At 45.2% G+C, this 16250-nt stretch carries 15 protein-coding genes and 1 pseudogene; 8 read left to right on the top strand and 8 right to left on the bottom strand.

The annotated features are described in order from the left end of the window. Positions 1–95: 95 nt before the first annotated feature. Positions 96–1235 (bottom strand): lipase/acyltransferase domain-containing protein, encoded by a 1140-nt coding sequence (locus CH367_RS04760; RefSeq protein ID WP_244284482.1) that lies wholly within the window; start codon positions 1233–1235, stop codon positions 96–98. Between the two features lie 152 nt (positions 1236–1387). Between CH367_RS04760 and CH367_RS04755 the strand changes: the two genes are divergently transcribed. Then, the gene (locus CH367_RS04755) at positions 1388–3316 is read left to right on the top strand and encodes an esterase/lipase family protein (RefSeq protein WP_244284481.1); all 1929 of its coding nucleotides are present in this window, start codon (positions 1388–1390) and stop codon (positions 3314–3316) included. Positions 3317–3345: 29 nt separating this feature from the next. On the opposite strand, the gene CH367_RS04750 is transcribed toward CH367_RS04755, so the two are convergent. The 4 genes from CH367_RS04750 to CH367_RS04735 form a co-directional block, all read right to left on the bottom strand. After that, the gene (locus CH367_RS04750; RefSeq protein ID WP_244284480.1) at positions 3346–3693 is read right to left on the bottom strand and encodes a DUF4907 domain-containing protein; all 348 of its coding nucleotides are present in this window, start codon (positions 3691–3693) and stop codon (positions 3346–3348) included. 67 nt (positions 3694–3760) lie between these two features. Next, positions 3761–4855 carry a Kelch repeat-containing protein gene (locus CH367_RS04745; RefSeq protein WP_165783220.1) on the bottom strand — a complete coding sequence of 365 codons (1095 nt, stop codon included), beginning with the start codon at positions 4853–4855 and terminating at the stop codon, positions 3761–3763. A 417-nt stretch (positions 4856–5272) separates the two neighbouring features. Continuing rightward, the gene (locus CH367_RS04740; RefSeq protein ID WP_100761373.1) at positions 5273–5974 is read right to left on the bottom strand and encodes a lysophospholipid acyltransferase family protein; all 702 of its coding nucleotides are present in this window, start codon (positions 5972–5974) and stop codon (positions 5273–5275) included. Between the two features lie 66 nt (positions 5975–6040). Continuing rightward, the gene (locus tag CH367_RS04735; protein ID WP_100762040.1) at positions 6041–6460 is read right to left on the bottom strand and encodes a hypothetical protein; all 420 of its coding nucleotides are present in this window, start codon (positions 6458–6460) and stop codon (positions 6041–6043) included. 149 nt (positions 6461–6609) lie between these two features. On the opposite strand from CH367_RS04735, the gene CH367_RS04730 reads away from it, so the two are divergent. The 3 genes and pseudogenes from CH367_RS04730 to CH367_RS04720 form a co-directional block, all read left to right on the top strand. After that, the gene (locus CH367_RS04730; protein ID WP_100761372.1) at positions 6610–7476 is read left to right on the top strand and encodes a bile acid:sodium symporter family protein; all 867 of its coding nucleotides are present in this window, start codon (positions 6610–6612) and stop codon (positions 7474–7476) included. Between the two features lie 3 nt (positions 7477–7479). Continuing rightward, the gene (locus CH367_RS04725; RefSeq protein WP_100761371.1) at positions 7480–8169 is read left to right on the top strand and encodes a hypothetical protein; all 690 of its coding nucleotides are present in this window, start codon (positions 7480–7482) and stop codon (positions 8167–8169) included. Positions 8170–8179: 10 nt separating this feature from the next. Then, positions 8180–9091 (top strand): annotated as a pseudogene (locus tag CH367_RS04720) (DMT family transporter); the annotation flags it as partial. 200 nt (positions 9092–9291) lie between these two features. On the opposite strand, the gene CH367_RS04715 reads toward CH367_RS04720, so the two are convergent. From CH367_RS04715 to CH367_RS04705, 3 genes are all read right to left on the bottom strand, one after another. Beyond that, positions 9292–10677 carry an Lcl C-terminal domain-containing protein gene (locus CH367_RS04715; RefSeq protein WP_165783219.1) on the bottom strand — a complete coding sequence of 462 codons (1386 nt, stop codon included), beginning with the start codon at positions 10675–10677 and terminating at the stop codon, positions 9292–9294. Between the two features lie 161 nt (positions 10678–10838). Beyond that, positions 10839–12239, bottom strand: coding sequence for an Lcl C-terminal domain-containing protein (locus tag CH367_RS04710; protein ID WP_100761368.1), 1401 nt, complete (start codon positions 12237–12239; stop codon positions 10839–10841). 79 nt (positions 12240–12318) lie between these two features. Then, the gene (locus CH367_RS04705; RefSeq protein WP_244284479.1) at positions 12319–14034 is read right to left on the bottom strand and encodes a SpoIIE family protein phosphatase; all 1716 of its coding nucleotides are present in this window, start codon (positions 14032–14034) and stop codon (positions 12319–12321) included. 204 nt (positions 14035–14238) lie between these two features. Here CH367_RS04705 and CH367_RS21050 point away from each other — a divergent pair, with 204 nt between their 5' ends. From CH367_RS21050 to CH367_RS04690, 4 genes are all read left to right on the top strand, one after another. Next, positions 14239–14367 carry a hypothetical protein gene (locus CH367_RS21050; protein WP_279627429.1) on the top strand — a complete coding sequence of 43 codons (129 nt, stop codon included), beginning with the start codon at positions 14239–14241 and terminating at the stop codon, positions 14365–14367. 52 nt (positions 14368–14419) lie between these two features. After that, positions 14420–14692 (top strand): DUF736 family protein, encoded by a 273-nt coding sequence (locus CH367_RS04700; protein ID WP_100761366.1) that lies wholly within the window; start codon positions 14420–14422, stop codon positions 14690–14692. 72 nt (positions 14693–14764) lie between these two features. Further along, on the top strand, positions 14765–15367 hold the full coding sequence (locus tag CH367_RS04695) for a LemA family protein (protein WP_100761365.1): 603 nt from the start codon (positions 14765–14767) through the stop codon (positions 15365–15367). Between the two features lie 11 nt (positions 15368–15378). Further along, positions 15379–16250: TPM domain-containing protein (locus CH367_RS04690; protein ID WP_100761364.1), on the top strand; the 872-nt coding region annotated here is incomplete at its 3' end.

The following is a 16250-nucleotide window of genomic DNA, read 5'->3' as shown; positions in this document are numbered from 1 at the left end:
TTCCTAATACGAATTACTATGAACACATTCGAGAAAGAATCGATCAAGTCTAAAGACACAAACGAAGGTTTCTCTTGAGAGAAAGAAGAATAAATTCATTCTTTTAGAAAAGACTCGATTCTTTCCCAAACCAGAACGTCGTTTAGAAGATCCGAATGTTCCGCCTGTGTTTCGAAACTTTGATAAGCGACATCCTCGGGCGGAATCGAACTCGTAAACGTAACCCTTCCGTCTCCCGGAGCACGAATCGAATTTTTAAAATCCCAAAACCAATGATCCGGATTTTTTTCCGGAACTAAAGTTCTCATCGTTGGTCTGTTCTTCGCGTGAATGACAAGTGCGGGCGGATATTTGTTTCCTTTTTTCGTTTCCAAAGAATCTCGAAAAGCGAGCGCAAGATCCAATCTGGATTGAAATTCTTTGATCGATGGAGGCGGCTCACAATGAGCCTCGTGAGAATAAGGGCCCAGTTCATATTTTTCCCAATCACCCGCATTGAAAAAACGGAATGGAAGAATTTTTCCTTCCGCGTCCTTTAAAACTTCCTTCGTATCGAAACTTCCTTCTCTTGGAAAAAAAGTATAAACGGAATGAAAGCTGGATACGACACAGGCGCTCGCGATCTCGGGATTCAAACCCGTGGAAACACCCGAAATCAAATCCTCCATAAAACCGATTCCTCCTCGAAACGGAACACCGGCAAACACGACCTTAGAAACAAGATCCGGTCTTCGATTGAGAACGGATAAGGAAAGATTTCCTCCGTTGCTATGACCGACTAACACGGGTAAGACGCCATTCTCCCTTTGAACGAGTTCCAAAAAGGCTTCGAGTTTCGCAGAATTCTCCCCGTTGTCCTTTCTCCAATCGTAAGGAAAAACGTATAGTTTTGCCAAACCGTTCGAGCTCATTCTTTCCAACCAAGGTTGATACACCTTCACTTCGATCAAGGAAGGAATCAAAGTGACCCGAGTGAGAACGTTTCCGACTTGAACGTTATCGCTTTTTTTCAAAGTAAGATCGGGGACCGTTAGATTCAACGCCTGCCAAGGTGTGAGCCAGATCCGATCCAAAGAACCGGATTCGTTTTTTTGATACAACTCCGAACCCTTATAACCGGGAACGAACACAAGAGGAATTTGTTTTCCGGAAACGACCGAATGACTTCCGGGTTCTTTTATCCAAAGCCCCGGACCAAAAGCCGATTCTTTTTTACCGGCACAGAATGCGCACAAAAGGATTCCGATCCAGAATCCACAACGATGAAATTTCACGGAGCAAGAATCGTTTATGTGATAAACTTTGTCTATGTCAAAAACGATCCGTTTTTCTTTTTAGCTTGTCAGTTCGACGGATTCGAATCTTGATTTCAATAGGTTTTGATACGATGAAATTCTCTATTACGGTCCTTCTGTTTTCGATTTTATTTTTACGATGTGCGACGTATTCCACTTCCAACTATTCTCAGTTTGAACAGGAAAAATCGGTGAACATCAGTAGCCTTTCTTCGAACCGTCTCAGTCTGCTCACGACCCGTTATCTGAAAAGCAACGATCTCGACGAAAAGTTCGAAAAATCTCCGTTAGTCGTCATCTACGACTTGGACAATCGCCTGGTCGCCTATAAGTCGCGGGAACTCGCCTATTATCTTTCCGAACTTTGTTATCTTACGGGAAATTCATTGGACATGGAAGACGTCCAGTTTGCGAAGATGTACGCATCCGCATTAGTATATTCTTATACGTATCTTTTCGATAAAAAAGCGACTCCCGCGGCCGATCCTTTTTCGGCGGAATTCAGATTCGCTCTACAAACATACAACCGTTCTCTCGCGCAGTTGGTTCGTTTTGCGAAGAAGAACCGCAAACTTGCGAACGTAACGGATCTCAATCTTCCTTTGATCCGAGGCTCCTTGGAAATGATCGGTTCAGAAACTGAAACGAGCTGGCGTCCTCAAAATTTTCTTCAAGTGGAAGTCGCATACGACTACAAGGTCAAAGGATTCTCCAATCATATCAGCAAATACGGAATCGGAACTCCTTTGATTCTCAATCGTAAGTTTCCCGAAAACGAATCCGAGGGAAGAATCAAATACGAATTTATCAACGGCGTCGGTCAGGCTTATCCCGCAACCGCCTTCGTAAGTTTGGAAGAATCGTATTTAGGCACGAGAGATATGATGAATCTCCGCGCAAAGATACACGTCTACGATCCGGTCTTTCGAGATCGCATAACGTTAGACGGAATCAGCCTCCCGATGGAAAGCGATACGACCACTCCGCTCGCGTATATGCTTACGATCGCACAACAGAGGGACAGTTTAAAAGCGATCTTCGACGGAGAAACGAGTATGTCCCGCAAAGGTCTTTATCTCGTTTATCCGTATCACAAGGACAAAATTCCAGTCGTGTTCCTGCACGGCCTTGCGTCTTCTCCGTTCGTTTGGTTTCCGATGATCAACGAACTTCTTTCCGATCCGGAAATTAAGGCGAAATATCAGTTTTGGGTCTATTGGTATCCGACCGCGATGCCCATGGTTTTTTCCGCCGCGGACTTTAGAGATACGTTATACGATTTGAGAAAAACATACGATCCAAAAAATGAAAATAAGAATTTCGATCGTTCCGTATTGATCGGGCACAGCATGGGCGGGCTCATCACAAAGTTAGCCGTCACCGACAGCACCATCGAACAATGGATGAACGCCGCCGAAATTCCCCGATCGGTATTCGATTCCATGAACGACGAATCGAAAAAGGAAATCCGCAGAGTTCTCGAATTCAAGCCGGTTCCATTCGTCAAAAGAGCCGTTTTTATCGCGACCCCGCATAGAGGTTCTAACTTGGCGAACGGAATCCTGGGAACGATCGCGAGATTCATGTTCCGATTGCCCAAGGAAGTCATTCAAAAAGTTGAATACGGTTTGGCGTTTTTAAACGCGACCCACAAAAAGGGAGAATTAGTCGCGGGTGTATACGGATTCGACGGTCTCGCGCCTAAAAGTCTTTTTATGAAAGTCACCGGAGAATTTAAACCGAAAGTGAAGTTTCATTCCATCATCGGAAATTCGAAACTCGCTGATTTGGATTGGATCAGCGACTCGGTGGTTTCTTACGAAAGTTCTCACTTGGAAAATCCGGAATCGGAAATGCTCATTCCGTCCGAACATTCGGTTCAGAATCATCTTCCTACTTTTTTGGAAGTAAAACGGATTCTCAAAGAACACTCAAAAGAAAACGATTCCGGAAAAACCGCGGACGAAAAACGTCCGAGCGAAAAGACAACGGATAAGGATAAAAATCCGCTTCCATTTTAAGATTGTTTTCTTTCATTCAGAAAATCAACTTAACGTTTTCCTAAAATACCATCGAGTTCCTTTTCGGTTATGGTCGGGGGCATGATTCCCTGACTCAATTTATCGGCCGTCAGTTGAGCCGCCTGATGAGCCTGTATTTGCCGGGTAAAACCGCTCAAACCGTTTCTACCCGGAATGTGAGGTTGATGAATTTTCAAAGCGCCGTTTACGTAAACGTCATAACCGTATCCACCCGTTTCCACGGAATAGGTTTCGATCTTTATTTCTTGGTCTTTGGCGTTTTGGATATCAGCGGAATCGGCAACATTCCCCTTCTTCGGATTACAAACCGCAAATGAAAGAGAAATTGAAATTAGAATCGTCATAATTTTGAACACAAAAATCTCCTGGATAAAAATAGAATCCGTTAGACGTCACAGAGTTTCCTCTGCGACGTACAAGAGTTTACATATCTGAAGGTTCGTCGGGTCCAATGATCACACGTTGGAATTGATAAACTTTCTGTCCGATCACGGAATAAGCAAACGATCCTGTGGTAAAAGACGCTGTTGTTCCCAACGATTCCGGTTGGGATGAAAAATACAAATTCGTCTCTTGTTTCCAACCGACGCTCGGATCGTACGACCAGACCTGTCTTTCAAAATTTGGATTGGGCGCGTATACATATCCGATGATCAATCCCTTACCGTCGACGGAAGTTCCGGTGCCGGAACCGGTGATACCCGGAAAAGACGCGATTTGTATCCAAGTACCCGGTCCGTTGGTCTGAGGTTGATATTGCCAAAAATCGGAAAGTTGATGCAGAGCATCTTGTCCTCCTCCAACATAGCCTGCTCCGTTTAAAACAAAGGCTACCGAATCCATCCGAGCGGCAGGAAGGTCCGCTACCGATCTCCAAGTTTCCGTTACGGTATCCAGTTCGTAAAAACTCTTAAGCACCGTACCTTGCAGAGAACGTCCCGTACCGACATAGGCCTTGGTTCCGATTACGAATGCGGCCCCATTGCTCCGCGGTCCTCCGGGCATATTTGCGATCTGTGTCCATACATTCGTCGTCGGATCGTATTTGTTCACAAAGTTAAACGTACTATTCACAGGCACGCTGAGATAACCCTTTCCTGCGACTCCGAACGCCACAAGACCAACGTTACTCTGACCGGTTACAAGTGTTTGCTTTTGGGTCCAACTGTCCGTGTTAGGCGAATACTCCCACAAGTCGATCCAAGCGGTTGTCGGAGTATCTCTAAAGGCAAGATATCCTTTTCCATTGACGGAAAAGGCCACAGGTCTATCGATCTTTGCGAGAAAATCCTGCTTTCGTTCCGAACGGATAAAATCGGCGCTTGGACCGGGCGAAGGCGGTTGTGCGTCCGTTGAACGTCTCACGGTCGGTCCCGGCGGAAACAAGTTTGCTTGTTGGGAAGAATTTTGAATCAAAGAAAGAAGTATCTCTTCTCCTTTCTTCTTGGATGAATCATCGCACGCCTGAAACGCAAGTAATCCTCCGAGCAAAACGGCCCATATTCTTATTATTCTCATATTCAAACCTCGTTGAAATTTGTTTGTTGATTCGTGTGAATTTATGGAAATCAAAAGTCGCATACTGCGTTTATGATCCAAACATCACAATATTGCCAACAGCCTCTGAGAAAAAAATTGAAGGACTTAAGATGGATCGTTCCAAAGAGAAATGAACTACCCTTTTTGTGGAATTAAAGACTTACGACCTCGAATCGGATCGATGGAAATGAAAAAATATCGATTTCTAATATTATAAAAAATCAATACCGATTTTATATTCAGAATCCGTAATTATGCGGAAGTTGGTTTAAGTATCCTTCCGCAAATTCGCAAACCACGTATCGAACCGACGAGAGATCCATGCGTCAAAAAGAATCGAAGCCCCCGCTCGACTTCTCAAAAAAAAGGGAATCCGCAGATTCCTTTTTTTGAATATTATTTTTTTCTTAACTCTTCGGCTTTGTCTATGGCTCTTTGCCGATTTTCCAACATCGCCTTCTCCACGGAAAGCCTCGCTTCCTCAAAACTTTCTTCGTCGAGTTTTTTCGGAACGTAAATCGGATCTCCGTAGGAAACCACAAATGTGGTGAAAGGTTTCGGAATTCTATGTTTGTCCCAAGCGCGTTCCGCGATCCACTGACGGGTACATTCATAATGCATCGGAATGATCGGAATCTGGGAAACTTGAGCGCACGCGATCAAACCCGCTTGAAGCACAAGCGCGGGCCCTCTCGGACCGTCGGGCGTTATCGCCGCGGGAAGATTATTTTTCAGATGTTTGAACAAAGCTTTGAGAGCCTTGGAACCGCCCTTCGAAGAACTTCCCCGTATGCTATAATTGCCGAAACGATGTACAACCTCGTTGATAAAGTCTCCGTCCTTGGACTCGGAGATCAAAACCGCGGCCCCCGCATTCCTATTGAGATAAGGAGAATAAAGAACGTTCGTATGCCAGATGGAAAGGATGTAAGGTTTTTTTTCCTTACGAAGTTTAACAAGATTTTCGTCGCCGATATTGACTCTTCGGGAAGTAAGACCGATCAATCTTTGAAGATTGACCACGAGAAAAGGAATCAGCCAGATTAAAAATTTTCTTTTGAACGATTGTCTTTCGTTTACCTTAGAATTTTCTTCCATGTAACACGAGAATTTTTCGAATTCGAAAATCCATCACCTCTTTTTTGGGCTCGGATTTCGACTGGATCAAACGGGGATTTCGGGTGATTTATAAAGATTGGAAAACTCTTTTCCTCTCGGAAACAGAAGAAGCATCGCGACAAAAAACACACCCATGCCGATCCAGTGAATCCGATCAGAAGTCACGAAGTAAAGAACCCCGTTGATCGTATAAGCCGCGTCCAAAAAAATAACGGAAAGAATTTTCGACTGAGAATAAGAAACGAACTTTTCCTTAACGTTGAGATCTCCTTGAATCAGTTTCTTTTTTGCGATCAACAACGGAATATACCAGGCCACCGGCAAAAGAAAAATCGAAACCGCTAAAACGATTCCACTGCTTTCTTTCGGCAAACCTCCGTTCGGGTTTGCAAGAATCACAAAAAAACCGCCGAACAGAACTAAGCCGATTAAAAGCGAGGCGTAAATGATTTTTAAGTTTTTCATCGTAATCGAGAAATATATTTCCATTTTTTTCTTTGTCAAGCGTTCGATAAAAAAGAAATCGGAAACATAAAATTCTCCAAATTCGAAAATTCTGTGGACTAAAGACCCGAACTTCGGTACAGAGTTCGAAACAAAAAAAGGTCTTAACTATGGAATCCAATTTGCTTACGACTGTATTTCTTCCGATCGCGTTAGCTATCATCATGCTCGGAATGGGAATGGCTCTTACGATCGACGACTTCAAACGGATCTTCGTTCTTCCCAAGGCGGTGATCACGGGTTTAACGTTGCAACTTTTACTTTTACCAGTAACCGGCTGGTTGATCGCAAGCGTGTCCGGTCTTCCCGGAGAATTGGCGGTCGGTCTGATGTTATTGGCGATTTGTCCCGGCGGCGCGACTTCCAATCTGATCACTCATCTCGCCAAAGGTGACGTCGCTCTTTCGATCACGTTAACCGCAATCACGAGCTGTGTTACCGTGATCTCCATTCCGTTTCTTTTAAACGTTTCGATGCATCATTTTCTCGGAGCGGGACAGATTATCGAACTCAACATTCCGCAAACCATTCTTCAGATTTTTCTGATCACGGTATTGCCCGTTTCACTCGGAATGCTTCTCAACGCAAAAAAGCCGGAACTTTCTCGAAAGTTTGAAAAGACCGTAAAAATTCTTTCCGGAGTTTTTTTGGTTTTGATCATCGCAGGCGCAATCGTTCGCGAAAGACAGAATATCATTCCTTATTTTATCAAGGTCGGTCCGGCGTCTTTGGCTTTAAACCTGATCACGATGGCCTTGGGATTTTTAGGCGCGACCTTGATGAAGGTTACACAATCTCAAAGAACCTCAATCACGATCGAAGTAGGAATCCAAAACGGAACCTTGGGAATTACGATCGCGAGTACGATTCTCAACAACCCCGCGATGGCGATCCCGTCGGCGATTTACAGTTTGATCATGTTCGCAACGGGTGCGATCTTTTCGCTTTGGATGCACAGGATCCCCGATTCTAAATAAGAATTGAAACGTTTTCTTTATAGGATCCTCGCCGTTTCGTTTTGTTTGTTTGCGGTTTCGTGTACGACGGTCGGATTTCACCGAGATGGAATCCGACAGGAAATCGACTTCGGCAAAGAGGAAACGTTGAGGCTCTGCGTCTGGAAGGACGTAAAGGTTTCCGACGAGGAACTCGTCGAACTCGTCGGCGCCTGGAACGAAGAATTAGAATATTATAAAATCACGGTTTTGTTAAGCGACATCAAGGACTGGGAACGTCCCGGTTGGACCGGAATGCCGATCATGGATCAGGTGTTCTCGGCTTCCCTTCCCAAACAATGCGATCGACTTCTCGCGGTCGCGGGCGGAAAAATCAGCGACACCGCATTCGAACTCGTTGGAATTTTTATGGCGTTTTTCGGAATTCCCAGTTTTCAAGTTTTAGGCGCGGTGGAAAACAAAACGGGAACGAGAGGTTATATTCTCGGGCAAACCAGAACGATCTCGCATTGGTTGGCCGGAGGTTCGAAGGGAACTCTGATTCACGAAGGGTATCATCTTCTCGGATGCGGACATTCTTTCTTTTTAAGCGATTGTTACGTTCAAATCCGAAAGGTCAAAGAACTGAAACGAAAGAATCGAGAAACGGGCGCGTTGTTCTTCCCTTCCGTGGACGAAGAAGGAAATATCTTTATCAAAAGTCCTTGGGAATAAGCATGGATTTATGGAAGTTTCCGAATCCAAGTGGAAGCCCTTTTTAGGCGCATCCTTAGTTTTAGCCGGCGCGGTTTTCTTTTCCGCAAAGGCGGTCTTTGTCAAATTAGTCTATCGATACGAAGTGGATTCGATAACTGCGTTGGCGCTTCGAATGTTGTTCGCGATTCCATTCTTCGCTTGGATCGCATACAGATCCAGAAACACAAAAACAAACGCGACATTGACCAAAAAAGATTGGGCCTTGGTTTTTATTCTCGCGTTCTTAGGTTATTATCTCGCGAGTCTTTTCGACTTTATGGGTTTGGAATATATCTCCGCGGGTCTGGAACGACTTACACTTTTCGTATATCCCACGATCGTTCTCGTGATCAGTTCCATTCTTTATAAAAGAAAGATCAAACGTGTGGAAGTGTTTGCAATTCTTCTTACGTATTCCGGAATTTCGATCGCGTTTATCGGAGACATTCAAACGGAAGGACCGAACGCGACCAAGGGAGTTTTGTTCGTATTCGCTTCGGCGATCGCGTATGCGTTGTATCTTGTGGGAAGCGAATCCCTCATACCCAAACTCGGCTCGGTTCGATTCACTTCGTATCTCATGCTCTTATCGGGTTTGATCGTGGTGATTCATTTTTTCATCACAAAAAATCCTTCTTCTTTGATCCAACCGAGTCCGGTTTATTTATACGGATTGGCCTTGGGAATTTTGACGACGGTGATTCCGGCTTACTTCACAACGGAAGGCATTCGAATGATCGGATCGGGAAGAGCCGCGATCATCGGTTCGGTAGGACCGATTTCCACGATCCTACTCGCTTGGATCTTTTTGGGTGAAGCGATCACGTCGTCGGGGATCGCGGGAACGATTTTCGTGTTGGCGGGTGTTCTTTCGATCGGAAAGAAAAAATCGGAAACAAAAACTCAAACCGATTCGATTCACTCGACCGGTTCGATCGTTTCTGCGGATTCTAAAACAAAGGATAAGAATGGTTCTTACGAAGATTCTTCCCTTGCAAAAAAGGAAACGGAAGAAGACGAGGACCCGAACAACGCCGAAATTACGATGAATTGACGGATTCTTACTTAATAAGAATAGAATATTCTAAATTATTAAAGAACTCAAGGTCCGTCTTTTACACAACGAGTCGGGTTCGTAGTCGCCAAAAACGAGGACAAAGAAATCGGACCGTATGCGAAGTCGAGAATGAATAGATTCTTATTCGAAGCGTCCGCGTTTACGTTGCTCGTCATATAAGTCGAGTTAGGCGGAGAATTCTTAAAATACGTTGTATCGATGATTCCGTTTCCAACGGTTAAACCGTAGTCGACGAGACTTCTCATTTCATGAACGTTCGGAAGTCTCCAAGGTTTTCCGTCGGAAACCGAAATTCCGTTACAAGCCGAAAGCGCCGCTTGTCTGGAAAGATTGGAAGGAGAACCACCCGAACAATCCGAACCAGTTTGCCCGATCGAACACATAGCCCAACGAAGATTGTTGTTTCGATCGAGAATGGTTCCGTCTCCCAAATCCGCATAGTTCTTTGAAGGAAACGCGCCGCTTACGACACAACGAACCGGAAGCGCGCCGGTTTCCGAAAGATTACTGCTCGTTCCTTGCATAAAGTTGAACGTCCAACGCGAAGTGGAGTTCGGAGTGGTCACAAGAGTCGCGGACCAAAACGTAGAAGCGGAATTCGGAAACAAGGTCGCATTCAAATAAGGACTCGGAGTCGGATTCTCATAAGAAGAAAGAGTGTACAATTCTTGAATGTTCGGTATTCGCCAATTCTTATAACCCGCGTAACCGTTCCCCGAGTTTAACGCGGAACAAGCCGCGATCGCGGAAGCATACGAAAGTGAAGTTGCGGTTCCCGTACAATCGACTGCGTTGGTTCCTTCCACACATTGTTTCCAAACGAGTCCCGCGATCTTATCGTGAACGACGGGTTGATTCGGATAATCGGAGAATACGGTTTTCACATAGGTCGGTTGTGGTCCGTTCTGAAAATCGCCGTCTTGTCCCGGATTCGTTCCGTTGCCACAAGAGATTCCGTTTAAGGAAGCGTCGTAACACAACTTTTGATTCGCGTCGGTCAAAGGAGCCGTCGTCGCAATCGTGATCGTATAATCTTTTTTTTCTCCGGTTTCGGAAAGAACCGAATAAACAACCGGACTTGAAAAATCGTTTTTATTGATTCCGCTGATCTGCGTAGTTCCTCCGACCTTTACAGTCGCGCCAGAAGAAACTTCAAAACTCGCTTGCAAACGAGCGATCGCCCCATAGGGAATCGTAGCGGTTACGTTGGTTCCGTTGATCGTTGTAGGATAATCTTGGGAAAGAATATTGTCGGATGCTTTGAAGGAAAACGAGGTGATCGTAGTTCCCGTTCCCAGATTTCGAATGATCCCAAGCCCGCCCTGAAGTAACAAACCGGCATTCGAGGAAGAATCGAAACTAATCTTACCCGCTTGCGCGCAGGAAACGGTGGTCAGGATGTAGAACATCCACAGTCTTCTTAGAATTGGGTACATTTAAAAACGACCGTATAATTTAAAAACAAGCAACTGATAAGAATTTGTTTGTTTTTTTATAAATCAGACGGCCTTTTCCCAAGGTCAACGCCAATTCTACGCATCTTTTTTACAAAGAAACGGGAGAATGGAAATCAAAAACCTTCGCTTACACAACGAACATAATTGGCGGAACTGGAAGCGCTCAAATTGATCACCGCATTCGTAAAGTTGACTCTGTAAATCTGTCCGCCCGGAATCGAATTGCTCGTCGTAAATTCCGAAGCGTTCGGAGTATTCGGAAACGCGACGGAATCGATTTTCTGATTCGACGTGGTATTAAAATCCAATAAACTTCGGAGTTCATGTACGTTCGGAAGCCTCCAGCTTCGACCGGCTAAATTCAAATTTCTGCATGTAGCCAAGGAAGAAGAAAAATTATGCGTGGTCGCGGTCCCGGTGGCGCAGTTCGGAGACGCGGAGGACCAGTTTTGTCCCGTCGAACACTTCTGCCAAATCAATCCGGTTCGATTGTCCTGAATCGTTCCGTTTCCCAAATCGGAGTATGAGGAAGTCGGCGCGGAACCTCCGGAAACACAACGTGCGTACGCGCTCCCCCAATATTTGTCGGAAGTGCTGTTAAATCCATCGGAAAAGTCGTAACTCCAAGCCTCCGCCGTATTCAAAACGTAAGAAAAAGAGGTCCAAAATTCACCCGCCCCTCCCGGAAATTCCGCGAGATCGATATGCACGGTACTCGGAGTTTTAAAAGTGCTGAGAGTCATCAATTCTTCCAAGTTGGGAAGTCTCCAATGGGTGATTCCCGCATAACCGGCGCCACCGTTTTGTGAGTTCAAATCATTGCAACTTCCGCCGGCGGAATATTGAGTAAAACTCATCGAGGAACCGCAACTCGTATCGTTCATTCCTTCCGCGCAATACTTCCAAATCAATCCGCTTTGTCCGTCGATCGTAACCGGATTATTTGTATATCCGGGAAATTTATAATTCGATTGAAACGACCCGATTACTCCGGTCGAATAATCCGCGTCCTGTCCGGGATCGGTGGAACATGTCGCATAACAATTCGGCTGTCCCGCATCTGTTAGACGAAATATCGGAACCGCCTGTACACCGTAATCGGCGACGCTTCCGTCCGATGCGGTAACTCTGTAAGTAAGTGGTGATGAAAAGTCGTTTACGGTTTGTCCGGAAGTTTGAGTCACACCGTTGATCTGAACTCGGATCCCCGTATTTTCAAAGGTGGCTTTCAAACGAGGAACCGATCCGAACGGAACCCGAATCGTGATCTGATTCCCGGAAATTGTTCCGACAAAATCGGTCGTAAAAAAATGATCGGTTGCTTTAAACCGAAAGGAAGTGATTTCTTTTGCACTCGGATTGTACGAACCGTTTCGAAAAACGTCCATTCCTCCCTGCAAAAGAATGCCGGCCGCAGAGGAAGAATCTAAACTGATTCGATCCGCTTGGGAACAAAACGTAAAACAAAGAAGAGTTCCCGCAAAAATCCAAAAAAAATTAAAGATTCGATCCATACACAGCCCGCTGATGTTATGATTCGAAAATTATAATTGGTTTAACGAATTGTTTCCTTTCAGGTTATAAAATACATCCTTAATAGATATCCAAGATCATCAAAGCGATATCGTCTCCGAAGTTTCCGCCGGAATACGCGAAGATATCCGAAACGATCAATTCTATATAGTCTTCGATGGATTCCGTATCCAGATATTCTTCCAAAATCGAAATCAAACCCGTGAGGTCCAAAATCTCCCCTTGAGAATCGAAGATCTCATACATTCCGTCCGAGAAAAAAACGATCCGATCCCCGTGCAAAAGATCGATCGATTGATCGTAATACTGAGCGCCTTCAAACGCGAGAAGAGGAAGATTCATTCCGTCCAATTCGATTCTTTTTCCGTCTCGAAAAAGAAAAATCGGAGGATGTCCCGCGTACGAATAAACCAAACGTTTCGACTCGGGAATGTATTTCACTCGAACCGCGGAAATATGATGATCGACTACGAGAGGTTTTAAATCTTCCACAATTCGAATCAAACCTTCCGCGGGAGAAAGACCGATTCTCGACGAATTCTTAAACGAGATGACCACCATCCCGGAAACCATCGCGGAAGAAATTCCGTGACCCGAAACGTCCGCAAAAAGAATGTCTATACTTCCGTCCTCGTTCTGAATCGTACTGATCACGTCCCCGCCGACTTTTTCAAAAGGACGAAAGTAGGTTTCCATTTTGAAATATTTGGAATCGGGAAACGTACGATCGACTAAGGATCTTTGAGTCAGCCTTCCGAGTTCGAGGTCGTAGAGCATTCTATCGTAAAATGCGTTTAAGGTTCCTTCCTTTTCCTTTCGATCGAAAGCGAGAACGATCAAGTCTCCGATCAAACCGAGAATGGAAATTTCTTCCCCGGTCCAAACCCGATCCTCTCGAACCATGTCGATTCCGAAAAAGCCGATCTCCTTTCCCTGATACACAAGCCCGATGATGAGCAAGGAACGAATTCCTCTCGGAAGAAGAAGTTCTCTCAAAAACGAATCCTCGTTTTCGATTTCTTCCACGGAATTTAATGCGAAGTAACCGAACTTACGTACGTTTTCAAACTTTGCGAGCGGTATGTTTTCCACCGTGATGTTCTGAAAGAATTGTCTTTGGGAGGGAACTCCTTCCCGGCACCATTCGTATGTGTTGGAAAGATGTTTATGAGTATTTGAGTATTCTATAATATACGCGCGGTCCGCGTTGCAGATTCTTCCCGTTTTTTCCAAAGAATCGCGGATCGCCTGATCCAATTCCTTCGGTTGAACCTTGATGAAACTTTTGGAGATTTCGGTGAGATTGCTCTGAAGAAGCAAAGAATATTTGAGTTGATCCTCGGATTTTTTCAAAGGAGTTATATCCCTTTGAGAACCCCAGATCTGAACGAGTTTCCCTTCTTTGACGACCCCGACAACGCTGTTCAAAAAGTATTTTAGATTTCCGAATCGATCCGATTCTTTAGATTCAAAATCCTTCATATTGTATCCGGCTCGAACGAACGCGAAGTACGGTTCCAGATCTTCGGGCGAATCCGACGGAACCAATTGGGAAAGGGTAAGCCCCATCACTTCGGAAGGGCTTCGATATCCGTACATTCTCGCCATAGAATCGTTGCAGATCGTTAGTCTAGCGTGCGTTAGGAGGAGCGAAACCTGCTCCTTTTCGTGAAGACCGATTTCTATGGGCGTGGAAAGATCGAAACACCAGATGCCTTCCGCGCTTCCCAGGAAAAAATCCCGATAACGTTCCAGTTCAAATGATTCCGACTTCATCCACATAACAGCAATTACCGAAAATCCGCCCTTTATTCTTTCCGTCGGCGACAAAGGTCAAAGGTTTTATCAAAGAAAACGGAGAATTCTCCGGATTCGAAAAAATAAATCGTATAAAAACTACTAAAACGCGTCATTCTCCCCTTTTTTGTCCGAGGTCCCTTGTATTCTTGTTTTCAGATAAGAGGTAACGATATGCAAAACATGAATTCAGAATGGATGGACGATAGAATCGAGGCGATCGCGGAAATTCTCGCGGACAAGTTGATCGAAGAAATCCGTAAAAGGGCCTTGGAAAAGGAAGCCCTTCGCAACAAACCCGAAGCCGCATAACGACTTCGCTTAACAATTCGACAAATCGAGTAAACATCAGGAGGAAACCACAATGGCGGAATACGCACTCAAGGAAAAAAAAGGAAGTCTCTTCAGCAACGCGACCAAGGAAAAGGAAACCCAACCCGATTACACGGGAAAGGTTCTGCTCGACGGGAAGACCTATCGACTCGCGGGTTGGATTCGCAAATCCGCGACGGGGAAGAATTATCTTTCTCTAAGCCTTTCCGAACCGAATCCGGAAAAAAAATCCGAAGGAAATTCCTCGGCCGCCGAAACCGACGGCAATGACTTTACGGATATAGAGGAAGATTTTCCGTTTTGAGAAATGAAAATTCGATTTACGATCCGGGTCTAAGTGTAAAAGAATTACACCTCTACAGGAGAAAGAAATTTCTTGAAAACGAAAATTCTTACCAAGTCGTTTATGACGATCGCGCTTACGTTCGCGGTCCTCGTTTCATCCAACTGCGGTTATAACGCGATCCAGGAAGAAGACGAGGCCGTGACCGCGTCTTGGGCCGAAGTACTCAACCAATATCAAAGAAGAGCGGATCTGATTCCGAACCTGGTAAACACCGTAAAAGGTTACGCCACTCAAGAAGAGAAAGTGTTAACCGAAGTGACAAGGGCGAGAGCCGGAGTCGGTTCGATTCAAGCGGACGAAAAAACTCTGAACAACCCCGAACTTTTTAAAAAATACGCGCAGGCTCAGTCGCAGATGACATCGGCGCTTTCCAGATTGCTCGTGGTCGCCGAAAATTATCCGCAGTTGAAATCCAACGAGAACTTCCGAGATCTGCAAGCGCAACTCGAAGGAACGGAAAATCGAATCACCGTCTCGAGAAACAGATACATCCAAGCTGTACAAAAATATAATATTACGATTCGACAATTTCCGAGCAACCTAACCGCGAAGTTTTTCGGATTCGACACAAAACCGTCCTTTACGGTCGAAAACGAAAAGGAAATCTCCAAACCCCCGGAAGTTAAATTTTAAGAATTTTGAATATGATTCGTCGTAAATTCGGAATCCTTCGATTTTTTCTTCTCTTTCTGGTCGTAGCCGGTTGGAATCTGAAAACCGTAAATTCTTCCCCGATTTTTTTCAGGGAAGAATGGAGGTCGGAAGACCCCACGATTCCTCCCCTGCGTACACAGATCACGGACACAACATCCACGTTGACCGATCTGCAAAAGTCCAGACTGACAAGCACGTTAGTCGATCTTGAAAAAAGAAAAGGAAGTCAGATCGCGATTCTCATCGTAGGTTCGACCTCGGATTGGACCATAGAAGAATACGCGGTGAAGGTTTTCGAAACCTGGAAGTTGGGACGCAAGGACATTCGAGACGGCGTTCTTATGGTCGTCGCAATTCAGGATCACAAAACAAGAATCGAAACCGGATACGGACTCGAAGGCGCACTGCCAGACGTGATCTGTAAACGAATCATAGAGGATTTTATGATTCCTCATTTTAGAAACGGGGATTATTATCAAGGAATCACCGAAGGCATCGCAAGAATCATAGAACGAATCGACGGAGAAGAACTTCCACCCGCAAGCGGAAGAGTCGCCGGATCGGATTCGGAATCTTCTTCTTCGACAGACGGACCGGTAATTCCGAGTAACCTCGTAACCGCGTTCATCATTCTTGTGGTTCTCGGAAAGTTGTTCGGATTTTTATTCGGTAACGGATTGTCCGGTGGAATCGGCGCCGTTCTTTTTGTGATCTTAGGAATTTTTTGGTCCATCACGTTTTGGCTTTTGATACCGGGCGCATTCTTACTTTGGTTTTTTGTCCTCGCAAACGGAGGAGGAATGGGTTCCTCGTCGTCTTGGGGATCTTCCTCGGGCGGGGGTGGAGGTTCCTGGAGCGGAGG

It is taken from the genome of Leptospira barantonii (genome assembly GCF_002811925.1).
Taxonomy (GTDB): domain Bacteria; phylum Spirochaetota; class Leptospiria; order Leptospirales; family Leptospiraceae; genus Leptospira; species Leptospira barantonii.
The sequence above is the reverse complement of the archived record's forward strand: the minus strand, read 5'-3'. Positions and strand labels throughout refer to the sequence as shown.